Raw genomic sequence first — 16,496 nt, 5'->3', positions numbered from 1 at the left:
AGGAGCGCGCATGCTGCCATTTCTGTTCGAATGGGTCTGGGATATGGGCCACTATGTGTTTCACGGCGCCCTGTGGGTCGTTCTGTCGATCATCGGCATGGGCATGACCTTCTGCATCATCAAATCGGTGGTGGACACCATGCAGGGCAAACACGGTCACGACGAGCACCACTGAAGCCGGCGTGAAGTAAAAGACAGTGACTCCCGATGAACATCAAAGCGCCTTGACCAGCGGGTCGGGGCGCTTTTCCATTCCGCTTCCGCGCCGAAGCGGAATCAACGCAAAGCAGAGCCATGGATAAAATTCTCGTTCAAGGGGGCCATCCCCTCAAAGGCAGTGTCACCATCAGCGGGGCCAAGAACGCCGCCCTGCCCATATTGTCCGCCGCTTTGCTCTGTGACGGGCCCAACACCTTCAGCAATGTGCCCGATCTGCGGGACATCCACAGCACCATGGAGCTGCTCAGCCACCTGGGCGCCCGTTGCGAGATGGCCGATCACACGGTCCGGGTGGATGCCGCCGGCCTGAACAACCACGAGGCGCCCTACGACCTGGTGCGCAAGATGCGCGCCTCCATTCTGGTGTTGGGACCCCTGGTGGCCCGCTTAAAAAGAGCACGGGTTTCCCTGCCCGGCGGCTGCGCCATCGGGGCGCGGCCCATAAATCTGCATCTGCGCGGCCTGGAGCTGTTGGGGGCCACCATCGAACTTTCCCACGGTTACGTGGAAGCGGTGTGCGAGCAACTGCGGGGCGCGGAGATCTACTTCGACATGGTCACCGTCACGGGCACGGAAAACCTGATGATGGCCGCCGCCCTGGCCGACGGAACGACGGTGCTGCGCAACGCCGCCTGCGAACCGGAGGTGACCGCCCTGGCCGACGTGCTCAATGCAATGGGCGCACGCATCCAGGGCGCCGGCACCCCCGACATCGTTATCGAGGGGGTGGCGCGGCTGCACCCCGTCGAGGCGCGCATCATCCCGGACCGCATCGAGACGGGCACCTTCATGGCCGCCGCCGCCCTGACCAACGGCGATGTCACCATCCACGGCGCCGAACCCGATCACATGGAAGCGGTGATCCACAAACTGCGGCGGGCCGGCGCCTGCATCGAAGTGCGCAACGACGGCATCCGGGTGCAGGGATGCGCGCCCCTGCACAGCGTGGACCTGAAAACCCTGCCTTACCCCGGCTTTCCCACCGACATGCAGGCCCAGTTCATGGTGCTGATGAGCGTGGCCCGCGGTTCTTGCCTGATCACCGAAACCATCTTCGAAAACCGTTTCATCCACGTCAGCGAACTGCACCGCATGGGCGCCGACATCACCGTCACCGGCAACGTCGCCCTGGTCAAAGGGGTTTCACGGCTCTCCGGCGCCCCGGTGATGGCCACCGATTTGCGCGCCAGCGCCTGCCTGATCCTGGCCGGCCTGATCGCCGAGAACACCACCGAGGTCAATCGCGTTTACCACCTGGACCGGGGCTACGAGTCGCTGGAGCGCAAGTTCCAGCAGCTGGGCGCCGCCATCCGGCGGGTGAAGGGGTGATCGAACCTGCCGGGGAACGGTTTGCCGTGCCCCGCGGGGAGGTCGGAACCTCCTGTTCCCGGCCCAACCCAATGTGCCATGGCCGATGGCCGCCACTTCCGATCCAACCCTCCTGCAAACACCTTCAGCGCCGTCAACATCGCGACGCAACGGACCGCAACCGCAACTCGGGATGACGCCGGTCTGTTGACGCCATTTTCTTTGTGGCGCAAAAAAAGATAATAATACAAGTAGTTGATGTGTATATGGCTTTGGGCACGAATAGTGCATGCTGCCATATGTGGCAAGGGGCATCCATGATCTCTGTTACCCCTCGCTTTAGTTGAAGCACTGGTTAACCGATACCCATAGAGAGGATTTTCCCTGGCAGGCTGTACAGATGATAAACGTCGGTTCGTCAATCCTTGAAAACAGCCCTCAGGAGAGAAGGGCAAGCGCCCTTCAGGCTTTCAATCATCGAAAAGAAGAAGAGGTGACACATCATGATGCAGGACATGCGACGAATGTTGGGACAGAACAAAGGCTTCACACTGGTGGAAATGGCCCTGGTGCTGATCATCATCGGCATCATCATCGGCGCCGTGGTCAAAGGCAAGGATCTGGTGCGCGGCGCCGAACAGAAGAAGATTTACTCGAAATTCCTTAACGAGTGGCGGCTTGTCTACCTGAATTTTTATGACCGAACAGGTCGCATTTTAGGTGATACGCAGGATGCGAGTGTGGATCCGGCTACCGACGGACAGGACGGTCAAGCGGACACCAATGCCGGCAGAGATGCCTTGGTAGATAGCGGTGCTGCCACTGCATACAGGGGCTTGCGCCAAGTGGGGCTTACGCCACCAGTAAGCAATGTGCCGGACACGCCCTATGAATACCGTTATGTCAATAGCGAGGGCAATACCAACAGATTGACAATCCAGTTTTTATACGAAGATGGTGATCCTAGTTACAATTATATGGAAATTGAGGAGCTTCCCACGGAGCTTGCGATCGCCTTGGACACCATGATCGATGGCGAGGCCGATGGCACGGATGGTGATTTCATCAATGCCGATGGTACCAACGACTGGGATACATCCGGTGACACGCCGGCAACCAATACCAACACCGCCCGTTGGAAAATGCAATTCTAATCCCGTGAGGTGCTTTATCCGACGCTTCGGGCACTATGCGATCACCCTGCTGCTGGTTCTCGGCAGCGCCTTGGCCGGACAACAAATGTTGTCGGCCAAGGCGCTGCGCGACCATCAGGCCACCCAGGTGACGACCCGTGAGGTACAGTTGCAGGAGCTGAACCGGCGCCGGCAGGCGCTGGTGCGCCAGCGGCAGCAGTTGCAGCAAGTGCGCGCCTTCGAGGAGCGGGTGGCGCAACTGGGCCTGCAACGCGAAGATTGGCTCTTCTACAATGTCAATGTGCAAGGGGCGTTTCCCTTCGAGGCGGCCCGCCGACTCATCGAGCAGTGCGCCGATTCGCAGGTCGCCTACTACTGGCCCGCGTCTTTGGAAATCTTGGCCGAGGGGCCGACGGCCGACGGCCGGCGGGGATCGTCCGCCGACCGGGGCGATGTGCGGTTGTCGATTAAAGGGCAGTTTGTGGCCAAAAAAGAATGAAACCCGGAAGCGATAGCATACGGCTGTTCGAGATGGACGGGGAAGTGTACCGTCTGGACGGCACCCTTTTGACGCCGGTGGAGAGCGTGACCGCCGTTGCCGGCGACAAGTGGCTGGTCACCGATTTGCGCGAGGCCGCCAGCCGTTTGCTGACCGTGGAAGCCCCCGTGCGCTATGCCGAGCTGCTGGTGCGCAAGAAGTTGCAGGAGTCCGGCGAATTCGACGAGCCGGTGGAGATTTTCACCCACTGGAAAAAGAAGCGGGGCCGCAACAGCACCGACATCTTCTTCACCGCCGTACCCACCCGCCAGAGCCGCTTCTACCTGGAGGCGCTGCGGGAGGGCGATCACAGCACCCTTGTGTTTGCCATGTACGGCGTGTTGTGGGACGTGTTGCAACGCCGCCGCGCCAGGGAACCGGTGGCCGTGGTGCTGCGCCACGACCGATTTGCCGAAATGATTGTCGGCCATCGCAACCAGGTCTATTACGCCAACCGCTGCGTGGCCTTCGATACCGCGCCGGAACAGCTGCAAGCCCTCTGGGACAATGTGCGCAACGACATCGCTTCGGTGGAAGAAGATTCGGGCATGTCGGTGGCCAGGGTGATTTTGCTGCATTGGTTGGACGCCGCCGACATGCCGGATTGGCCGGCGGAGTGGCGGCAGCGGATCGAGGTCCATGCGGATCAAGAATGGATGGTGGGCGACACCGCCCAGCGGCTTTCGTGGCCCTGCGCCGCGGCGCACCAGGCATTGCGCAATAGCGTTTCGCCGCCGGCGGAGAAGACGTTTTATGCCGCACGGCGCTGGGCGCCGGCCGTCAATGGCATGCTGCTCTTGCTGTTGCTGGCGCTGGCCGGCGGATGGTTCATTCTGCGCGACGATGCGCGGCAATTGGCACGGCACAGCGACCAGTTGGCACGCCGCATGGCCGAGGTGCAATTGGAGACATTGCCCACCCCCTCCCGCGAGGCGTTCACCGCGCAGCTCGATTTTCTCCAGTCCCTGGATCGCGGTCGCCGCCGGCCGGCCTACCGGGAGGTGCTCGACGACTTGACCGCGTCGCCCTTCGAGGGCTTGCGTCTGAACCAATTGAAGCTCGAATACGGTTCGGGGGTGCTGCGGGTGGCGCTGTCCGGCGATGTGGCGTCGCCCTTCGAGTCGGCCCACGAGCAGTACCGGCGCTACCTGCGGCACTTGCAGCAGCGGGGGTACCGGATCGAAGAGAGCCGTTTCGATACCCGGATCACTGTTTCCCAGCTGATGTTGAAATTGCGGCGGCCGCTATGATCAGACCCAAACACCGCGGCATGCTCACACTGATCCTGGCCCTGGCGCTGCTGCTGGTCGGCGCCGGTTACTACTGGGGCGGCGGGTGGCAAACCCCGATCAATACAAAGGACCGGGCGGCACGCGGTCCGTTGCCGTCCACCGAACTGTGGGTGCCCGGCGCGGCGCAGTTGGACACAATGCAGTCCCTCGCCGTGCGTTTGCCGGAATTGGCGCAGCCGTCGCCAACGGCCCCCGAGGGGCCGCCCCTGGTACTGTTCGGCCAAGGCGTTCCGGCCGGGGATGATGGGCAGGGCGACGGACGGATCAAAGCCCTTGACGGTATCTACCACCTGAACCTCACCATGATGGCCGGCCCCCTGCGCTACTGCCTGCTCAATGACCGGTTGTACGCCGAGGGGGATCCGCTGCCCGACGGCAGCGAGATTGTGAAAATCGCGCACCACGGGGTGCTGCTCGCCAAGGGCGAGGAGACCCGCTGGGTGCTGTTGCCCGAGGACGCGTCGCCGGAACCGGGTTCGGACCATGAACGCCACGCAGGAAATGGGAAGGGACACTCATGAAGCATGCCTTTTGGGGAATGCTGACGGCTTTGCTGTTGCTGACCGGATGCGCCACGGGACGGGTCGCCGACGACTACCAGCCCGATCCGCAGCAGACCATGCGCCAACAGATGCGGGAAAAGTCGCAGGAATTGGAGCGGCGCCAAGCCGAGATGCGCCGGGAGCTCCAGCGGGCGCCCGATCCGCTGCACGATATGGCGCCGGTGCGGCCCGCCTTCGATCCGCTGGAGGCCCACAAAGTCTCCTTTTCCATGGTGGACGCATCGGTGCAGTCGGTGCTCTATGCCCTGGCACGGGTGGTGGGCATGAACATCATTTTCGACCCGGCGGTCAAAACCGACGATCAACTGTTGACGCTGCACTTTCAAGAGGTGTCGGCGGCCCGGGTGCTGCGCGAGGTACTGGGTAGTTTCGATCTCTACCACCAAGTGGACGACGGCGTGATCCGGGTGCAACCGTTCAAGGAGCAGTTTTTCAACCTCAACTTCCTCAACATCGAGACCGTTTCGGAGTTCGCCGTGGGTGGCGATGTGCTGGGGGCGGGCGACAACATCTCCATCGGCGGCTTGTCGGGCAACGTCAAGCTGGTGGGTCGCACCTCCGGCAAAGGCAATGTGTACGACCTGCTGGAAGAGAACCTGCGGGCCATGAAGTCCCCCAGCGGCAGCTACACCCTCAACCGGATTTCCGGCGGTCTCTATGTCAAGGACACGCCCGCGGCCATTCGTTCGGTGGCGCGGCTGGTCAACCACCTGACCGAAATGCTGGACCGCCAGATCCTAATCGAAGCCCGCATCATCGAGGTGGCCCTCTCCGACGAGCACCGCTACGGCATCAACTGGTCCGCCCTGCGCAGCCGCGCAGCCGACTTCATCGACACAACGCTGCTCAGTTGGGGATCGGGCCAAGGGCTGCTCTTTTCCCAGGAGAGCAACGAACTGGCCGTGGAGGCCGTGGTGGAAGCCCTGGACACCTATGGCGACACCCACGTGGTCTCCAACCCCAGCATCCGCTCCAAGCACGCCCAACCGGCGGTGATCAGCGTGGGCACCTCCTACAGCTACCAGAAAAGCGTGCGGCGCACCCGCACCTCCACCACCGCCACCGACGATATCACCACCGAAGTGGAGGTCTCTTCGGTGTTCGACGGCCTGATTCTCGGGGTGGTGCCCTTCATCGAAGCCGACGGCCGCATCTCGCTGCTGATCAATCCCATCCAGAGCGAGGTGGACCAAGAAAGCCTTCAGCCGCGCTCGGTCGGCGGACAAAATGGCACCGACAACAGCATTTCGCTGCCCCGCGTGCGCATCAAGGAGATCAGCACCAACATCTCCATGCGCAACAATGAAGTGGCCATTCTGGGCGGCCTCATCGATCAGCGGCGCACCGGCGAAGACAAGGAAGTGCCGGGCCTCGGCCGGGTGCCCGTGCTCAAATATCTGTTCCAAAACCGGATGCGCAGCGAACAGGCCCGCGAGCTGGTGATCATCCTGAGCGTGACGCTGGTATGAGCCTCATTTACCAAGCCTTGCGGCAATTGCACAACGATGCCGAAACCCACGACGGGGAGGCGCCGCCGGCAGCATCGGTGTCGTCTTCGGCGCCGGAAACCCCTTCGGCCCCGTCAGGCCGCAAATGGTGGGTGATCGCCCTTACCCTGGTCCTGGTGTTGGCCGGATTGGGCGCCGTGTGGGGCACCCGGCACCTGACGGACCGTTTGCAAACCAACGGTGCGCCATTCGCCGCAGCGGCCCGCGACGCCGTCCCGGTCCCTTCGTCCCCGGCCGTTCAGTCGGTGCCGCAAGCACCGTCGCCCACGGTTGCGCCCGTCGCCGATGCAACCTATTTCCCCCCTGACGCTTCACCGGCCGGGGCGCCGTCGCCGATCAAGGTGCCCGGCAGCGCGTCTGCCGACGCGCCCCATGCGGCACCCATGTCGTTCACGGCCGCCATTGGAACAGAGAACAACGATAGCCCGTCGTCCCAAGGGGTGGATCAATCCGGCGCGCTGCCCGACCAAGCAGAAGCGGTTCCTGGGATGCCGACCACCGCCACGGTAACCGCCACTGCCGAAGACGGGTTCGATGAACGCCCTGCGGCGGCGTCGGCGCCCGCCGTCGCCACTGAGGGCCGCCCTGAACACGATTCCGCGGTGTCGGCCACGGCAACGGCAGGGTCGCCGCCGGCGGGCGATGAGCGCGCTGCCCGGCCGGACCGGTCGCCGCCGCAATGGTCGGCGGAGCAGGCCCGGCTGGAACACGCCCGCCGGACAGCCCGCGAGCGCAGCAGCCGCATCCACCGGCTGGTGGCCGATCTGGAGACCGCCGTCGCCTTGAACCCTGATGATAACGGCACCATCCGTGCCTTGCTGGATCAACTGGCACAGGCGCAGGGTGCCGATGATCCCTATGTGGTGAAAATGCACGCTTATTGGCGTTTTCGGCGAGGCGACCTGGATGCCGCACGGACTTTGTTTCAGCAGGTGGCCGATGCCGATGAGAGCGATCTGGAAGCCGGCATCAATCTGGCCTTGATCGAAGCGCGCAGCGGTGAACGCGGGCAGGCCCTGGCGCGCCTGAATCAGTTGCGCCGCGCGCACCCGGACAACCTGCAAGTGGCGGAACTGCTGCGGCGGTTGAACTGATGCGGGCCGGGTTGGCAGCGGACAAACTGTTCTTTGCGGCCATCTATACCGCCGTTGCCGTGCTGGTGGTGCTCAGTGCGCGGGGCATGATCCACCATGCACGGGATGCCGCTTTTTACCGGGACTATTTGGCCCTCTGGGAGAGCGGTTTGACCGAATTGCGGCAGCGACAACCCGATTGGCCCGCGGTGACCTTGGACGATCCGGCGGCCTATATGGCCGCCCTGGTCGACTTGATGCGAGGCCAAGGCATTGTCGTCCCAAGGGGCAATACGGACAGCCCTTATATCTATCGGCTCAGCCGTTTCGGCAAGGCCCCGCGCAATTTGTTGCTGTTGGGAACCACCCGACAGATGCGCTTGTTCAACGTGCCCGAGCAGACCATGCGCCGTTTGGACCGTATCATCGACGGGCAGGCCGATCCGGACAAGGGACGATGGACCGCCGCGCCCAGCGCCGATGGCATGACCTGGAACATCCAATGGCGCTATTAAACGCAATGAATGGCCGCGCCGGACGTTGTGCCGTGCAAGTCACGGAGCGCGAGCGGCTGCCGGCAACCCCCGTGGAGGTGATACCATGACCCCGCTCCATCCCTGCCAGGCACTGGGACTGCGGCGCCACCCCTTTCCGGTGGCCCCCGACGACGCCTGTTTTTTCGTTTCCGACTACATCCGACAGGTGGTGGTCGAGATGGTGCACGGCATTGCCGCCCGCAAAGGGTTTCTGGTGCTCACCGGAGAGGTGGGGCTTGGGAAAACCACACTGACCCGCCGCATGCTGCGCCTGCTGGAAGCCAAAGGCGTGTGCACCGCCCTGGTGTTTCACACCGCCCTGCGGGATGTGGAACTGTTGCGGGAAATCAATCGCGACTTCGGCCTGCCGGTACCTCCGCGCGCGCGCTCCGGCGCTTCCCTGGGGGAAGAGCTGCGGCGGTTGTACAATTTCTTGATGATGCAATATAGCAAAAGGATCAACTGCACCCTCATCATCGACGACGCCCAGAACCTGGACCATGACAGCCTGGAGTTGGTGCGCATGCTGTCCAACCTGGAGGCCGGCCGGCAGAAATTGCTGCAAATCGTGCTGGTGGGGCAGAGTGAATTGCGGGCGGCCCTGCAGCGTCCCGCACTGCGGCAGTTGCGTAGCCGGGTGGCCATCCAGCACGTCATGCAGCCGCTGAACCGCCGGGAGTTGGGGGCCTATATCGCCTTCAAGCTCGATCGGGCCGGTAACCAGGGCCGCATCCGTGTTGATGACGGCGCCCTCAAAGCGATCCATCATTGCACAGCCGGCAATTTCCGCCAGGTGAACATGCTGCTGGACCGTTGCCTCTACGCCTTGTGCCGGGATCGCATCGAGCACATCGACAAAGCCGTGGTTCGAACCGCTCGGTCCGATATGCAGCCAAAAGGCCGCCGGCCGTGGATGGGACTGCCGGTGATGGTGCGCAACGGGGCGCTGGCGCTGTGCCTCGTTGCCGGTCTCTTGGGGCTGCACCTGCACACGCGGCCCGACGTTGCGGCCAACGCCCCTTTCAACGGCAGCTTTCATGCGGTGCATATTCCCGGCACCCAGGAAAAGGTTGCGACGCCGTCCGGCACCACGCTCACGGTCCCCGTGGTTGAAGATATTGCCGCGGCGCAGACCCCCGTGGCCCGTTTTCTCGGCCTGGCGGGTCTGGCGGATCGCGCGGCCGAATTCGAAACCGCCCGGTCCCGCGGCAACCTCTCTTTGTGGGCCGAACGCACCTACCACCAAACCGGGTATCGGCTCATTCAGCTGTCCCGGATGAACGATGCGCTGCGGCGGCGCTGCGGCGCCTTGTCTCTGCCCGCCGGCGCCGATGGCGGCGCCGTCTGGCTGGTGTGGTGGCGGCCCGACCTGCGCGTCCAACGATTTTTCGAGGGCTACCAGGGCGCGGAGATTCATGACCTGCAACAATTGTTGAGCGCCGCCGGGCACTATGCCGAGACACCCGACGGAACGGTGGATCAGCGCCTTATAAACGGCCTGACCGATTTTCAGCGCCGGGCGGGCCTGCCGCCGTCGGGTTTTCCCGATGCCGCCACTCTCTTTTTGCTCAGCCATCTTCAGGAGTCGGACTTGTCATGAACGAGACCCCCAAACGCAAACCCATCGGTGTACTGCTCAAGGAAAAGGGCCTGATCAGCGAAGGCCAGATTCAGTTCGCCCTGCAGGAACAGAAGGTCACCAAAGAGATCCTCGGCGAACTGTTCGAGCGCCTGGGCTTCGTCACCCAGGCCGACCTGGTGGGCACCTTGGCCGAGCAGAGCGGGGTGCCGTTCATCGATGTGGACACCCTGATGCCCGATCCGGAAGTGTTGAAGATCTTCAACAAGAACATCTGCCTCAACAACACCTTTCTACCCGTGCGACGGGAAGGCAATCAAATCGACGTGGCGGCCTACTTCGTCAGCGACGACAAACTGCGCCAGCTGATCGGCCGCCAGACCGGGCTGGTGCCGCGGATGCACATCGCCGAGCGGTCCAAGGTGGTCAACGCCATCCACCGTTTCTACTATTTTTTAGAGAACCCGGTCGAAAAATTGATCGAAACCGAAATCAACGTGCTGGCACAGGATGCCGAAAACGCCCGCGGTATGGACCAATTCATCCGCTTGCTGCTGCACCTGGCCATCAAGTTGCGGGCCACCGACATTCATATTCAGCCCACCCGCAAGACCATCAAAATCGGGTTCCGGGTGGACGGGGTGATGGTGCCGGTGATGTCCCTGCCGCTGCAGTTGGGCCGCCTGACGGCCAGTTTCAAAATGAAGGCCCAGATGGACATCGCCGAGCAGCGGCTGCCCCAGGACGGCCGCTTTTCCGCCACCATTTTGAACAACCCCTACGATTTCAGGGTCTCCACCACCGTTTCGCCCCAGGGGGAGAACATGGTGTTGCGGGTACTGCCCATGGAGAGCACCATCATGGGCATGGGGCAACTCGGTTTCTTTCCGGAGCACATCGCCATGGTCGAGCGGATGTTCAACGAACCGTTCGGCATCATCCTGCTCACCGGCCCCACGGGATCGGGCAAGTCCACCACCTTGTATGCCGGCATCCGCCGCTTGAACCTGCTGGCCAAGAATGTGGTCACCGTGGAAGATCCCATCGAGTACGACATTCCCATGATTCGCCAGACCCAGGTCAACGAAAAGGCCGGCTACAACTTCGCCAATGCCATCCGCTACTTTCTGCGCCACGACCCCGATGTCATGCTGGTGGGCGAAATCCGCGACAAGGATACCGCCGCCACCGCCGTCACCGCCTCCACCACAGGCCATTTGGTGCTCTCGACCCTGCACAGCAACAGCGCCATCGGCGCTATTCCGCGGTTGCGCGATCTGGGCATCCGCCCCTTTTTGATCGCCGATTCGCTCATCGGGGTGGTCAGCCAGCGACTGGTGCGCAAGGTGTGCGAAGCCTGCAAAACCGCCTACGCACCGAGCGCACGGGAGAAGCGCTATTTGCAACAGCCGCGGCTCGACAAACTCTACAAAGGCAAGGGGTGTGAAGTGTGCGGCGGCTCCGGCTATTTCGGCCGCACCCTGGTTTACGAACTGTTGACGGTGGATCCGGGGCTGGCTGAAATGATCGACAACGATGCCGAAACGTCGATGATCAAACAGCGGGCTTCCAGCAATGGATATGTGGACATCTTCGACGTGACCGCCCGTAAGGTGACGCAAGGCGTAACCACCGTCGAAGAGGCCATCCGTGTGCTGGGCAACATCCGCCAGATCGGCGTCGCGGCCTCGGACGAAGCCGCTTAACGAAAGGCACTCCGACCCATGGACTTGGCGCTCGCATGAATTACTTCCGCTACAAGACCATCACCGCCGAAGGCAAAATCGCATCCGGGATCGTGCAGCTGCCCTACCAGGAGACCCTCTCGGCGGTCAATCACCTGGAACGGGACGGCAGCACCACCTTGTTCGTCACCCGGTTGGGAAGGGTGGCTTCCGGACTGCTGCGCCTGGCGCAGTTGCGTCCCAAGCGGGGCCTGCCCACCCTGGTGGTGGCGGAAATCCTCAACAACCTGGCCTTGATGTTGCGCGCCGGCCTACCCCTGATCACCGCCCTGCAAGAGGTCTCCAAAGGCGACGACCACCCCGACCTGGAAAAGGCCTTTGCCTCCATGATCGAGGGTGTTCAGGGGGGCGCCACCTTTTCCCGGGTGGCCGAACGGCATCCCCGCATCTTTCCGCGCAGCGTCGTGTTCCTGATCCGCATGGGTGAAGAAACCGGGCGTCTGGACCAGATGCTCAAGGACGCTTCCGAGCATTTGCAGCGCACGCACCAGATCCGCAGTGACACCAAGCAGGCACTGCTGTACCCCGCCTTCGTGCTGGCGGCCATCAGCGGCGGCATGCTGTTCTGGTTCGCCTATGTGGTGCCCAAGATCGTGGGGCTTTTCATGGAGCTGGAGGTGGATTTGCCCACCATCACACTGTGGTTGATCGCCGCCGCCGAATTCGCCCAGGCGCACTGGTGGCACATGCTGGTGGGCCTGATCGGCTTTGTGTCGGCGGTTCTGCTGGCACACAAGCACAACCGGCGCTGTCGGCGGCTCATCGACGGGTTGCTGCTCAAGCTGCCCATCGCCCACGCCATCATTTCATCTTCCAACCTGGCCTACATCTCCGAATACTTCGCCATGCTGTTCAACGCGGGTATCGATGTGCTGCAATCCCTGGGCATTCTCGAGGCGTCGGTGCGCAATGAAGTGTATCGGGAGAAGATGGGCAGCGTACGGGAGACGGTGCAACGCGGCGACGGCATTGCGGCGGCCTTTCAGCAGGCCGGTCTTTTTCCGCCTTTCATGGTGCGCATGATCAGCGTGGGCGAGAACAGCGGCACCCTCTCCGAACAACTGGTCTATATCGCCGAGCAGTACCGCCGCAAGCTGGCCGTCATCGTGGCCACCATCGGCAAATCCATCGAGCCCCTGGTTCTGGTGGTGGCCGGCACCATCTTCGCCGTGATCATCATCGGTCTCTTCCTGCCCATCTACGATTTGGTTTCCACTGTTGGGGCAATGTAGGGTAAATCCGTGGGGTCGTTTTTGCTCCGGCGCCATGGCAGTTTTAAGTGTTAAGTGTTAAGTTTTAAGTTAATGAATTCTGTCGTTTAGATATAAATAAATGTGTGTGTGTCGGGTGTGTCGGGTGTGTCGTGGGTGGCACCGGCAACTGGTTGCCGGTGGCCGAAGGCCAAGAGGTGTTTCACAAAAGGGTCGTCAACCGGATTGTTTGTGGATGTGGCGTGAACGCTATCCGCCTTGCCGGTGGCGGCAGTGATGCGCAAGGCCTCTTGTTGCTGCGCAACACTGGCAACCAGTTGCCAGTGCCACCCGTGGCAACCGGATTGTTTGTGCATGTGGAAATCAAGTGGAAAGGATTTTGATCCGGTAGCCCCGGATTGGCTCACCAGGCAATTACACCGTCTCGCCCTTACACCGTTCTCCACCAACCCCAACCATCTCTAACCGATAGAATTCCTTCAACTTAAAACTTAACACTTAAAACTTAAAACTTTTATTGCAGCGCGATGGTGACGATCTCGCCCCGATCATTGTTCGGGCCACGATAAACCACAACGAACAAATTATTGCCCATGGCGATCATGGCCGGCTCGCGGCAAACGGCGGTTTCGAAAACCAGGCTGTCGAGCACCTCATCGCCGATGGCGCCGGAAGGATCGACGAGGAAGGTTTTGAACCATCCCTGATTGCCCGGGCCGGTGTAGGCGACGGCGAACACGCCGCCGCCGGCATTGACCACCACCGGGTCGGCGGCCTGTTGGGTTTCGAACACCAGGGTGTCCAGAGGAGGGACGGTGATGGCGCCGTCCGCTGCGATGGTGACCGTCGCGGCCACACCCTGTGCGTTTTGTCCCTGATAGGTGAGAACGAACACACCTGAACCGGCTGCCGCAATGCGCGGCTGGTTGCAACCACCTTGCACAAAGCGCTGTTGGTCCAGCAATGTCACGTCGGCGTTTTCATCGATGGCGATGGTGGTCAAGTAGCCGTCCTGGTTGCCGTGATGGGCCAGGGCGAAAATGTTGTCGGTCACATGTGTTAGGTCCACCACGCCCCTTGTGTTGGAGAAACTGAAGGCGGTGCGCCGGGTGATGGATTGACCATCCGGGCTGATTTCCAGAACGGCCAACCGGCCGTTGTCCCCCGGTCCGTTGCAGGCCACGGCGAACAGATTGCCGCCCACTTGTCGGATCACCGGTTGGGACCAGTTGTTGTCCAGGTTCAAAGAACTCAGCTGGGTTACGGATTGGCCGCCGTTGGTGATACGGACCGTTCTCACCCTTGCCCGGCCGCCTGACACGTAGGCAATGGCGTACACATCGCCGTCGACCCTTATGATGCGGGGCGTTTCCGTGGCCGCCGATTCAAAGACCGCAAAGTGGTCCCGCGTACCGATGTCGCCGTTAGCGGCAATGTCCACCGCGTGCACGTACCCCTGGTTGAACCAGCCACGGGTGATGATGGCGTAATCGGCACCCGACATGTGGACGATATCCGGCGTGAAGGATTGAAACGTGCTGAAGCGTAGGCGGTCCACAACGCCGGCGATGGCGCCCGGTGTGGCGCCGCCTTCGGCCGTCACGGTCACCTGAAAGATCAGGGCGGCGTTGTTATTGTTGCAGGCGCTGTCGCGGGCGGCCAAAGTGAAGGTGTAAACGCCGGGGGCGGTGGTGCCGGTTTTGCGCAGTAGGCAGGTATCGTCCCCGGTGGGGTACACGGCGAAGCCGGCGGCGCCGCCGGTGTCCAGGTTCCAGGCGACCGGTCCCAGCCGTCCGCCGTCGGCCCGGAAATGTTCCTGCTGCGCGGGCGAGGCCCAGGTGATAGCGCTGCCCGGCGTGCTGGTGCAGCGGACGCTCAGGTCGGCCGACACCTCCAGGGAAAAGGTGCGGCTGTCGGTTTGGGGGCCGTCGTCTTCCGCCGCGGTGGTGTCCTGCACCAGTGCGGCAATGGAATAGGTGCCGGGGCACTGATCCAACGTGCCGCTCACCATGCCGGTATAGGGGTCGATAGCCATATCGAAAAAACCACCCCCATTGGTCAGTTGCCATTCATACGGCGTGTTGCCGCCGGTTGCAGTTAAATCGGTTGCGTAGCTGCCACCAACCCTCCCGCCCGGGAGAACGGTTGTGATTATCCGCAGATCTTCGCCGCCCAGACAAGCCGGATGGCCGGCGCACTCCGGGCGATCGCAATCCACCACCCCGAATTCGTCCACGCAGCCGGCCCATGGGTTGTTGCCGCCCATGTTGCCGCTGCACAGGCGGCCCACCAGGTAAGTGAAAGAGACGGCCCGCACAATGTCGTCATAGGTGGCGTCGATGGTGCGGTTGGGGGTTTCGAACACCAGGTCGCCGTCCGCGTTGCGGCCGTCGAAAAAGCCGCCGCTGCCGGATAGATTCTTGGCGCCGCCGCTGACGATCAAGTAGGCCTGATTGTTTTGGTGCGTACCGTCGCTGGTGCTGAGATGTTCGGCGACGGGATTGTTGATGAAATCGTTCAGGCAGAGGGTGCAGGGTGGGGCGGCGCACAACGTGTCGTGGCGGGTGCGCACCATGTCTTCATAGACGGCGTAGCGGATCGGCTCCTGCCAGGGATCGAGGGCCGATGAAAGGCCCAGGGTGGCGTAGGGCAGGCGTCCGGCATAGGCCGCGCAACTGTCGTCGGTGGGCGGCGCGCTGCCCGCGATGCGGTCTTCCTGGCCGTCGCCGTTGCTGTCCGGGCAGGGCAGGCGGCCGTTGGCGGTCAGATAGCCGATCAGGGCCAGGTCCACCTTCTCCAGTTCGGCCCGGGCCTGGCGTATCCGGGAAGTGCTGATCAGAGACGGCAGCACACTGGCCACAATGGAGATGATGATGCCCACGACGACCAGCACCACGGCCATTTCGATCAATGTGAAGCCGGATCGGTCGGCCAGGTGTGGTTTATAAGCAACCATTGGTACTACCTCCATGGATCGGTCCGACCAAAGGTTTCCTGTCGCTTGCAGATGGTTGCGTGGAATCCGGAACATCTCCACGTATTGCATCATTCGCTTTTTCGGACAAATCTGTCCTTTGTCAAAATAAAATAGATAGAATTCATTAACTTAAAACTTAACACGTAACACTTAAAACTTACTCTCGGTATCTTTGCCCAGATCTTTCTTGAGCTTCTTTTCGATATCGGCAAACAGGTCCTTGCGTTTGCGCTCCTGCTGCTCCTTGATCGACGCGATCTTTCGGGTCATCGTGTCCCGTTCAGCCTGAAATTTTTGCAAAGCGCTGTCCAGTTGGGACGCTTCCACCTCGCGGGGCAGATCTTCCAGCTTCAGGTGATCGGCCACTGTCCAACGGTCGGCGAACGCTTTTTCCACCGGCGCGATGATACCCGCCGCGTGCAGGCGCCGGGCCATCAGCCCCACCTGTTCGTTGGACAGCCGCAGCAGGGCGGCGATCTGCTCCAAGGACGGCGGCGCCCCGTGCTGGTGTTCCAGGACACGCATCGCCGCGACAAAAAGATGGCCTTCGTTGTATGAACTCTTGCTTTCCGTGGCGCCCAATACGTTCCTCCTTTATATTATCGGCAGGTAGCCGGAGAATGTTGAATGCAGAATTCATTAACTTAAAACTTAACACTTAACACTTAAAACTTAAAATTTTGATTTCTTCATGCGATAGCCCTGTTCGCCCCGGTTCATCACCTTGACATGACACCGGGCGGCAGAGTAACATGCGCCCGTAAATTGTCAAGAAGGAAGGCCTCCAATGATATTAGGGGGTTTCGCTATGTTC

15 protein-coding genes are annotated in these 16,496 nt (G+C 61.7%); 13 read left to right on the top strand and 2 right to left on the bottom strand.

The window, feature by feature from the left end:
• The first annotated feature begins 10 nt into the window (after positions 1-10).
• The 13 genes from MRX98_RS16310 (at position 11) to MRX98_RS16250 (ending at position 13,088) form a co-directional block, all read left to right on the top strand.
• On the top strand, positions 11-175 hold the full coding sequence (locus tag MRX98_RS16310) for a hypothetical protein (protein WP_246912346.1): 165 nt from the start codon (positions 11-13) through the stop codon (positions 173-175).
• A 119-nt stretch (positions 176-294) separates the two neighbouring features.
• Positions 295-1,548 carry a UDP-N-acetylglucosamine 1-carboxyvinyltransferase gene (gene murA, locus MRX98_RS16305; RefSeq protein ID WP_246912343.1) on the top strand — a complete coding sequence of 418 codons (1,254 nt, stop codon included), beginning with the start codon at positions 295-297 and terminating at the stop codon, positions 1,546-1,548.
• Positions 1,549-2,030: 482 nt separating this feature from the next.
• Positions 2,031-2,681, top strand: coding sequence for a prepilin-type N-terminal cleavage/methylation domain-containing protein (locus MRX98_RS16300; RefSeq protein ID WP_246912331.1), 651 nt, complete (start codon positions 2,031-2,033; stop codon positions 2,679-2,681).
• Positions 2,682-2,685: 4 nt separating this feature from the next.
• A complete protein-coding gene (locus tag MRX98_RS16295; RefSeq protein WP_246912328.1) occupies positions 2,686-3,159 on the top strand; it encodes a hypothetical protein in 474 nt (157 codons plus the stop codon).
• On the top strand, positions 3,156-4,448 hold the full coding sequence (locus MRX98_RS16290; RefSeq protein WP_246912325.1) for a hypothetical protein: 1,293 nt from the start codon (positions 3,156-3,158) through the stop codon (positions 4,446-4,448). The genes MRX98_RS16295 and MRX98_RS16290 overlap by 4 nt, the downstream gene beginning before the upstream one ends.
• Positions 4,445-5,011, top strand: a complete 567-nt coding sequence (locus MRX98_RS16285; RefSeq protein ID WP_246912323.1) for a hypothetical protein — start codon at positions 4,445-4,447, stop codon at positions 5,009-5,011. The genes MRX98_RS16290 and MRX98_RS16285 overlap by 4 nt, the downstream gene beginning before the upstream one ends.
• The gene (locus MRX98_RS16280) at positions 5,008-6,522 is read left to right on the top strand and encodes a hypothetical protein (RefSeq protein ID WP_246912321.1); all 1,515 of its coding nucleotides are present in this window, start codon (positions 5,008-5,010) and stop codon (positions 6,520-6,522) included. Before MRX98_RS16285 ends, MRX98_RS16280 begins: the two co-directional genes overlap by 4 nt.
• Positions 6,519-7,655, top strand: a complete 1,137-nt coding sequence (locus tag MRX98_RS16275; protein ID WP_246912318.1) for a tetratricopeptide repeat protein — start codon at positions 6,519-6,521, stop codon at positions 7,653-7,655. Before MRX98_RS16280 ends, MRX98_RS16275 begins: the two co-directional genes overlap by 4 nt.
• Positions 7,655-8,149 carry a hypothetical protein gene (locus MRX98_RS16270; RefSeq protein WP_246912309.1) on the top strand — a complete coding sequence of 165 codons (495 nt, stop codon included), beginning with the start codon at positions 7,655-7,657 and terminating at the stop codon, positions 8,147-8,149. The genes MRX98_RS16275 and MRX98_RS16270 overlap by 1 nt, the downstream gene beginning before the upstream one ends.
• Before the next feature lie 85 nt (positions 8,150-8,234).
• Positions 8,235-9,770: an ExeA family protein gene (locus MRX98_RS16265; RefSeq protein ID WP_246912306.1), complete on the top strand. Its 1,536-nt coding sequence runs from the start codon at positions 8,235-8,237 to the stop codon at positions 9,768-9,770.
• Entirely contained in the window at positions 9,767-11,455 is a 1,689-nt protein-coding gene (locus MRX98_RS16260) for a GspE/PulE family protein (RefSeq protein WP_246912297.1), read from the top strand. Before MRX98_RS16265 ends, MRX98_RS16260 begins: the two co-directional genes overlap by 4 nt.
• A 35-nt stretch (positions 11,456-11,490) precedes the next feature.
• On the top strand, positions 11,491-12,726 hold the full coding sequence (locus MRX98_RS16255) for a type II secretion system F family protein (RefSeq protein ID WP_246912295.1): 1,236 nt from the start codon (positions 11,491-11,493) through the stop codon (positions 12,724-12,726).
• Between the two features lie 131 nt (positions 12,727-12,857).
• Positions 12,858-13,088, top strand: coding sequence for a hypothetical protein (locus tag MRX98_RS16250; RefSeq protein ID WP_246912292.1), 231 nt, complete (start codon positions 12,858-12,860; stop codon positions 13,086-13,088).
• A gap of 131 nt (positions 13,089-13,219) precedes the next feature.
• On the opposite strand, the gene MRX98_RS16245 is transcribed toward MRX98_RS16250, so the two are convergent.
• Together MRX98_RS16245 and MRX98_RS16240 are read right to left on the bottom strand one after the other, a co-directional pair.
• Positions 13,220-15,661 carry a type II secretion system protein gene (locus MRX98_RS16245; protein ID WP_246912288.1) on the bottom strand — a complete coding sequence of 814 codons (2,442 nt, stop codon included), beginning with the start codon at positions 15,659-15,661 and terminating at the stop codon, positions 13,220-13,222.
• Between the two features lie 171 nt (positions 15,662-15,832).
• The gene (locus MRX98_RS16240) at positions 15,833-16,264 is read right to left on the bottom strand and encodes a hypothetical protein (RefSeq protein ID WP_246912278.1); all 432 of its coding nucleotides are present in this window, start codon (positions 16,262-16,264) and stop codon (positions 15,833-15,835) included.
• Positions 16,265-16,496 lie beyond the last annotated feature (232 nt).

This window comes from Desulfatitalea alkaliphila, from assembly GCF_022968795.1.
GTDB lineage: Bacteria > Desulfobacterota > Desulfobacteria > Desulfobacterales > Desulfosarcinaceae > Desulfatitalea > Desulfatitalea alkaliphila.
This window is presented reverse-complemented; position numbering and strand designations above follow the sequence as displayed.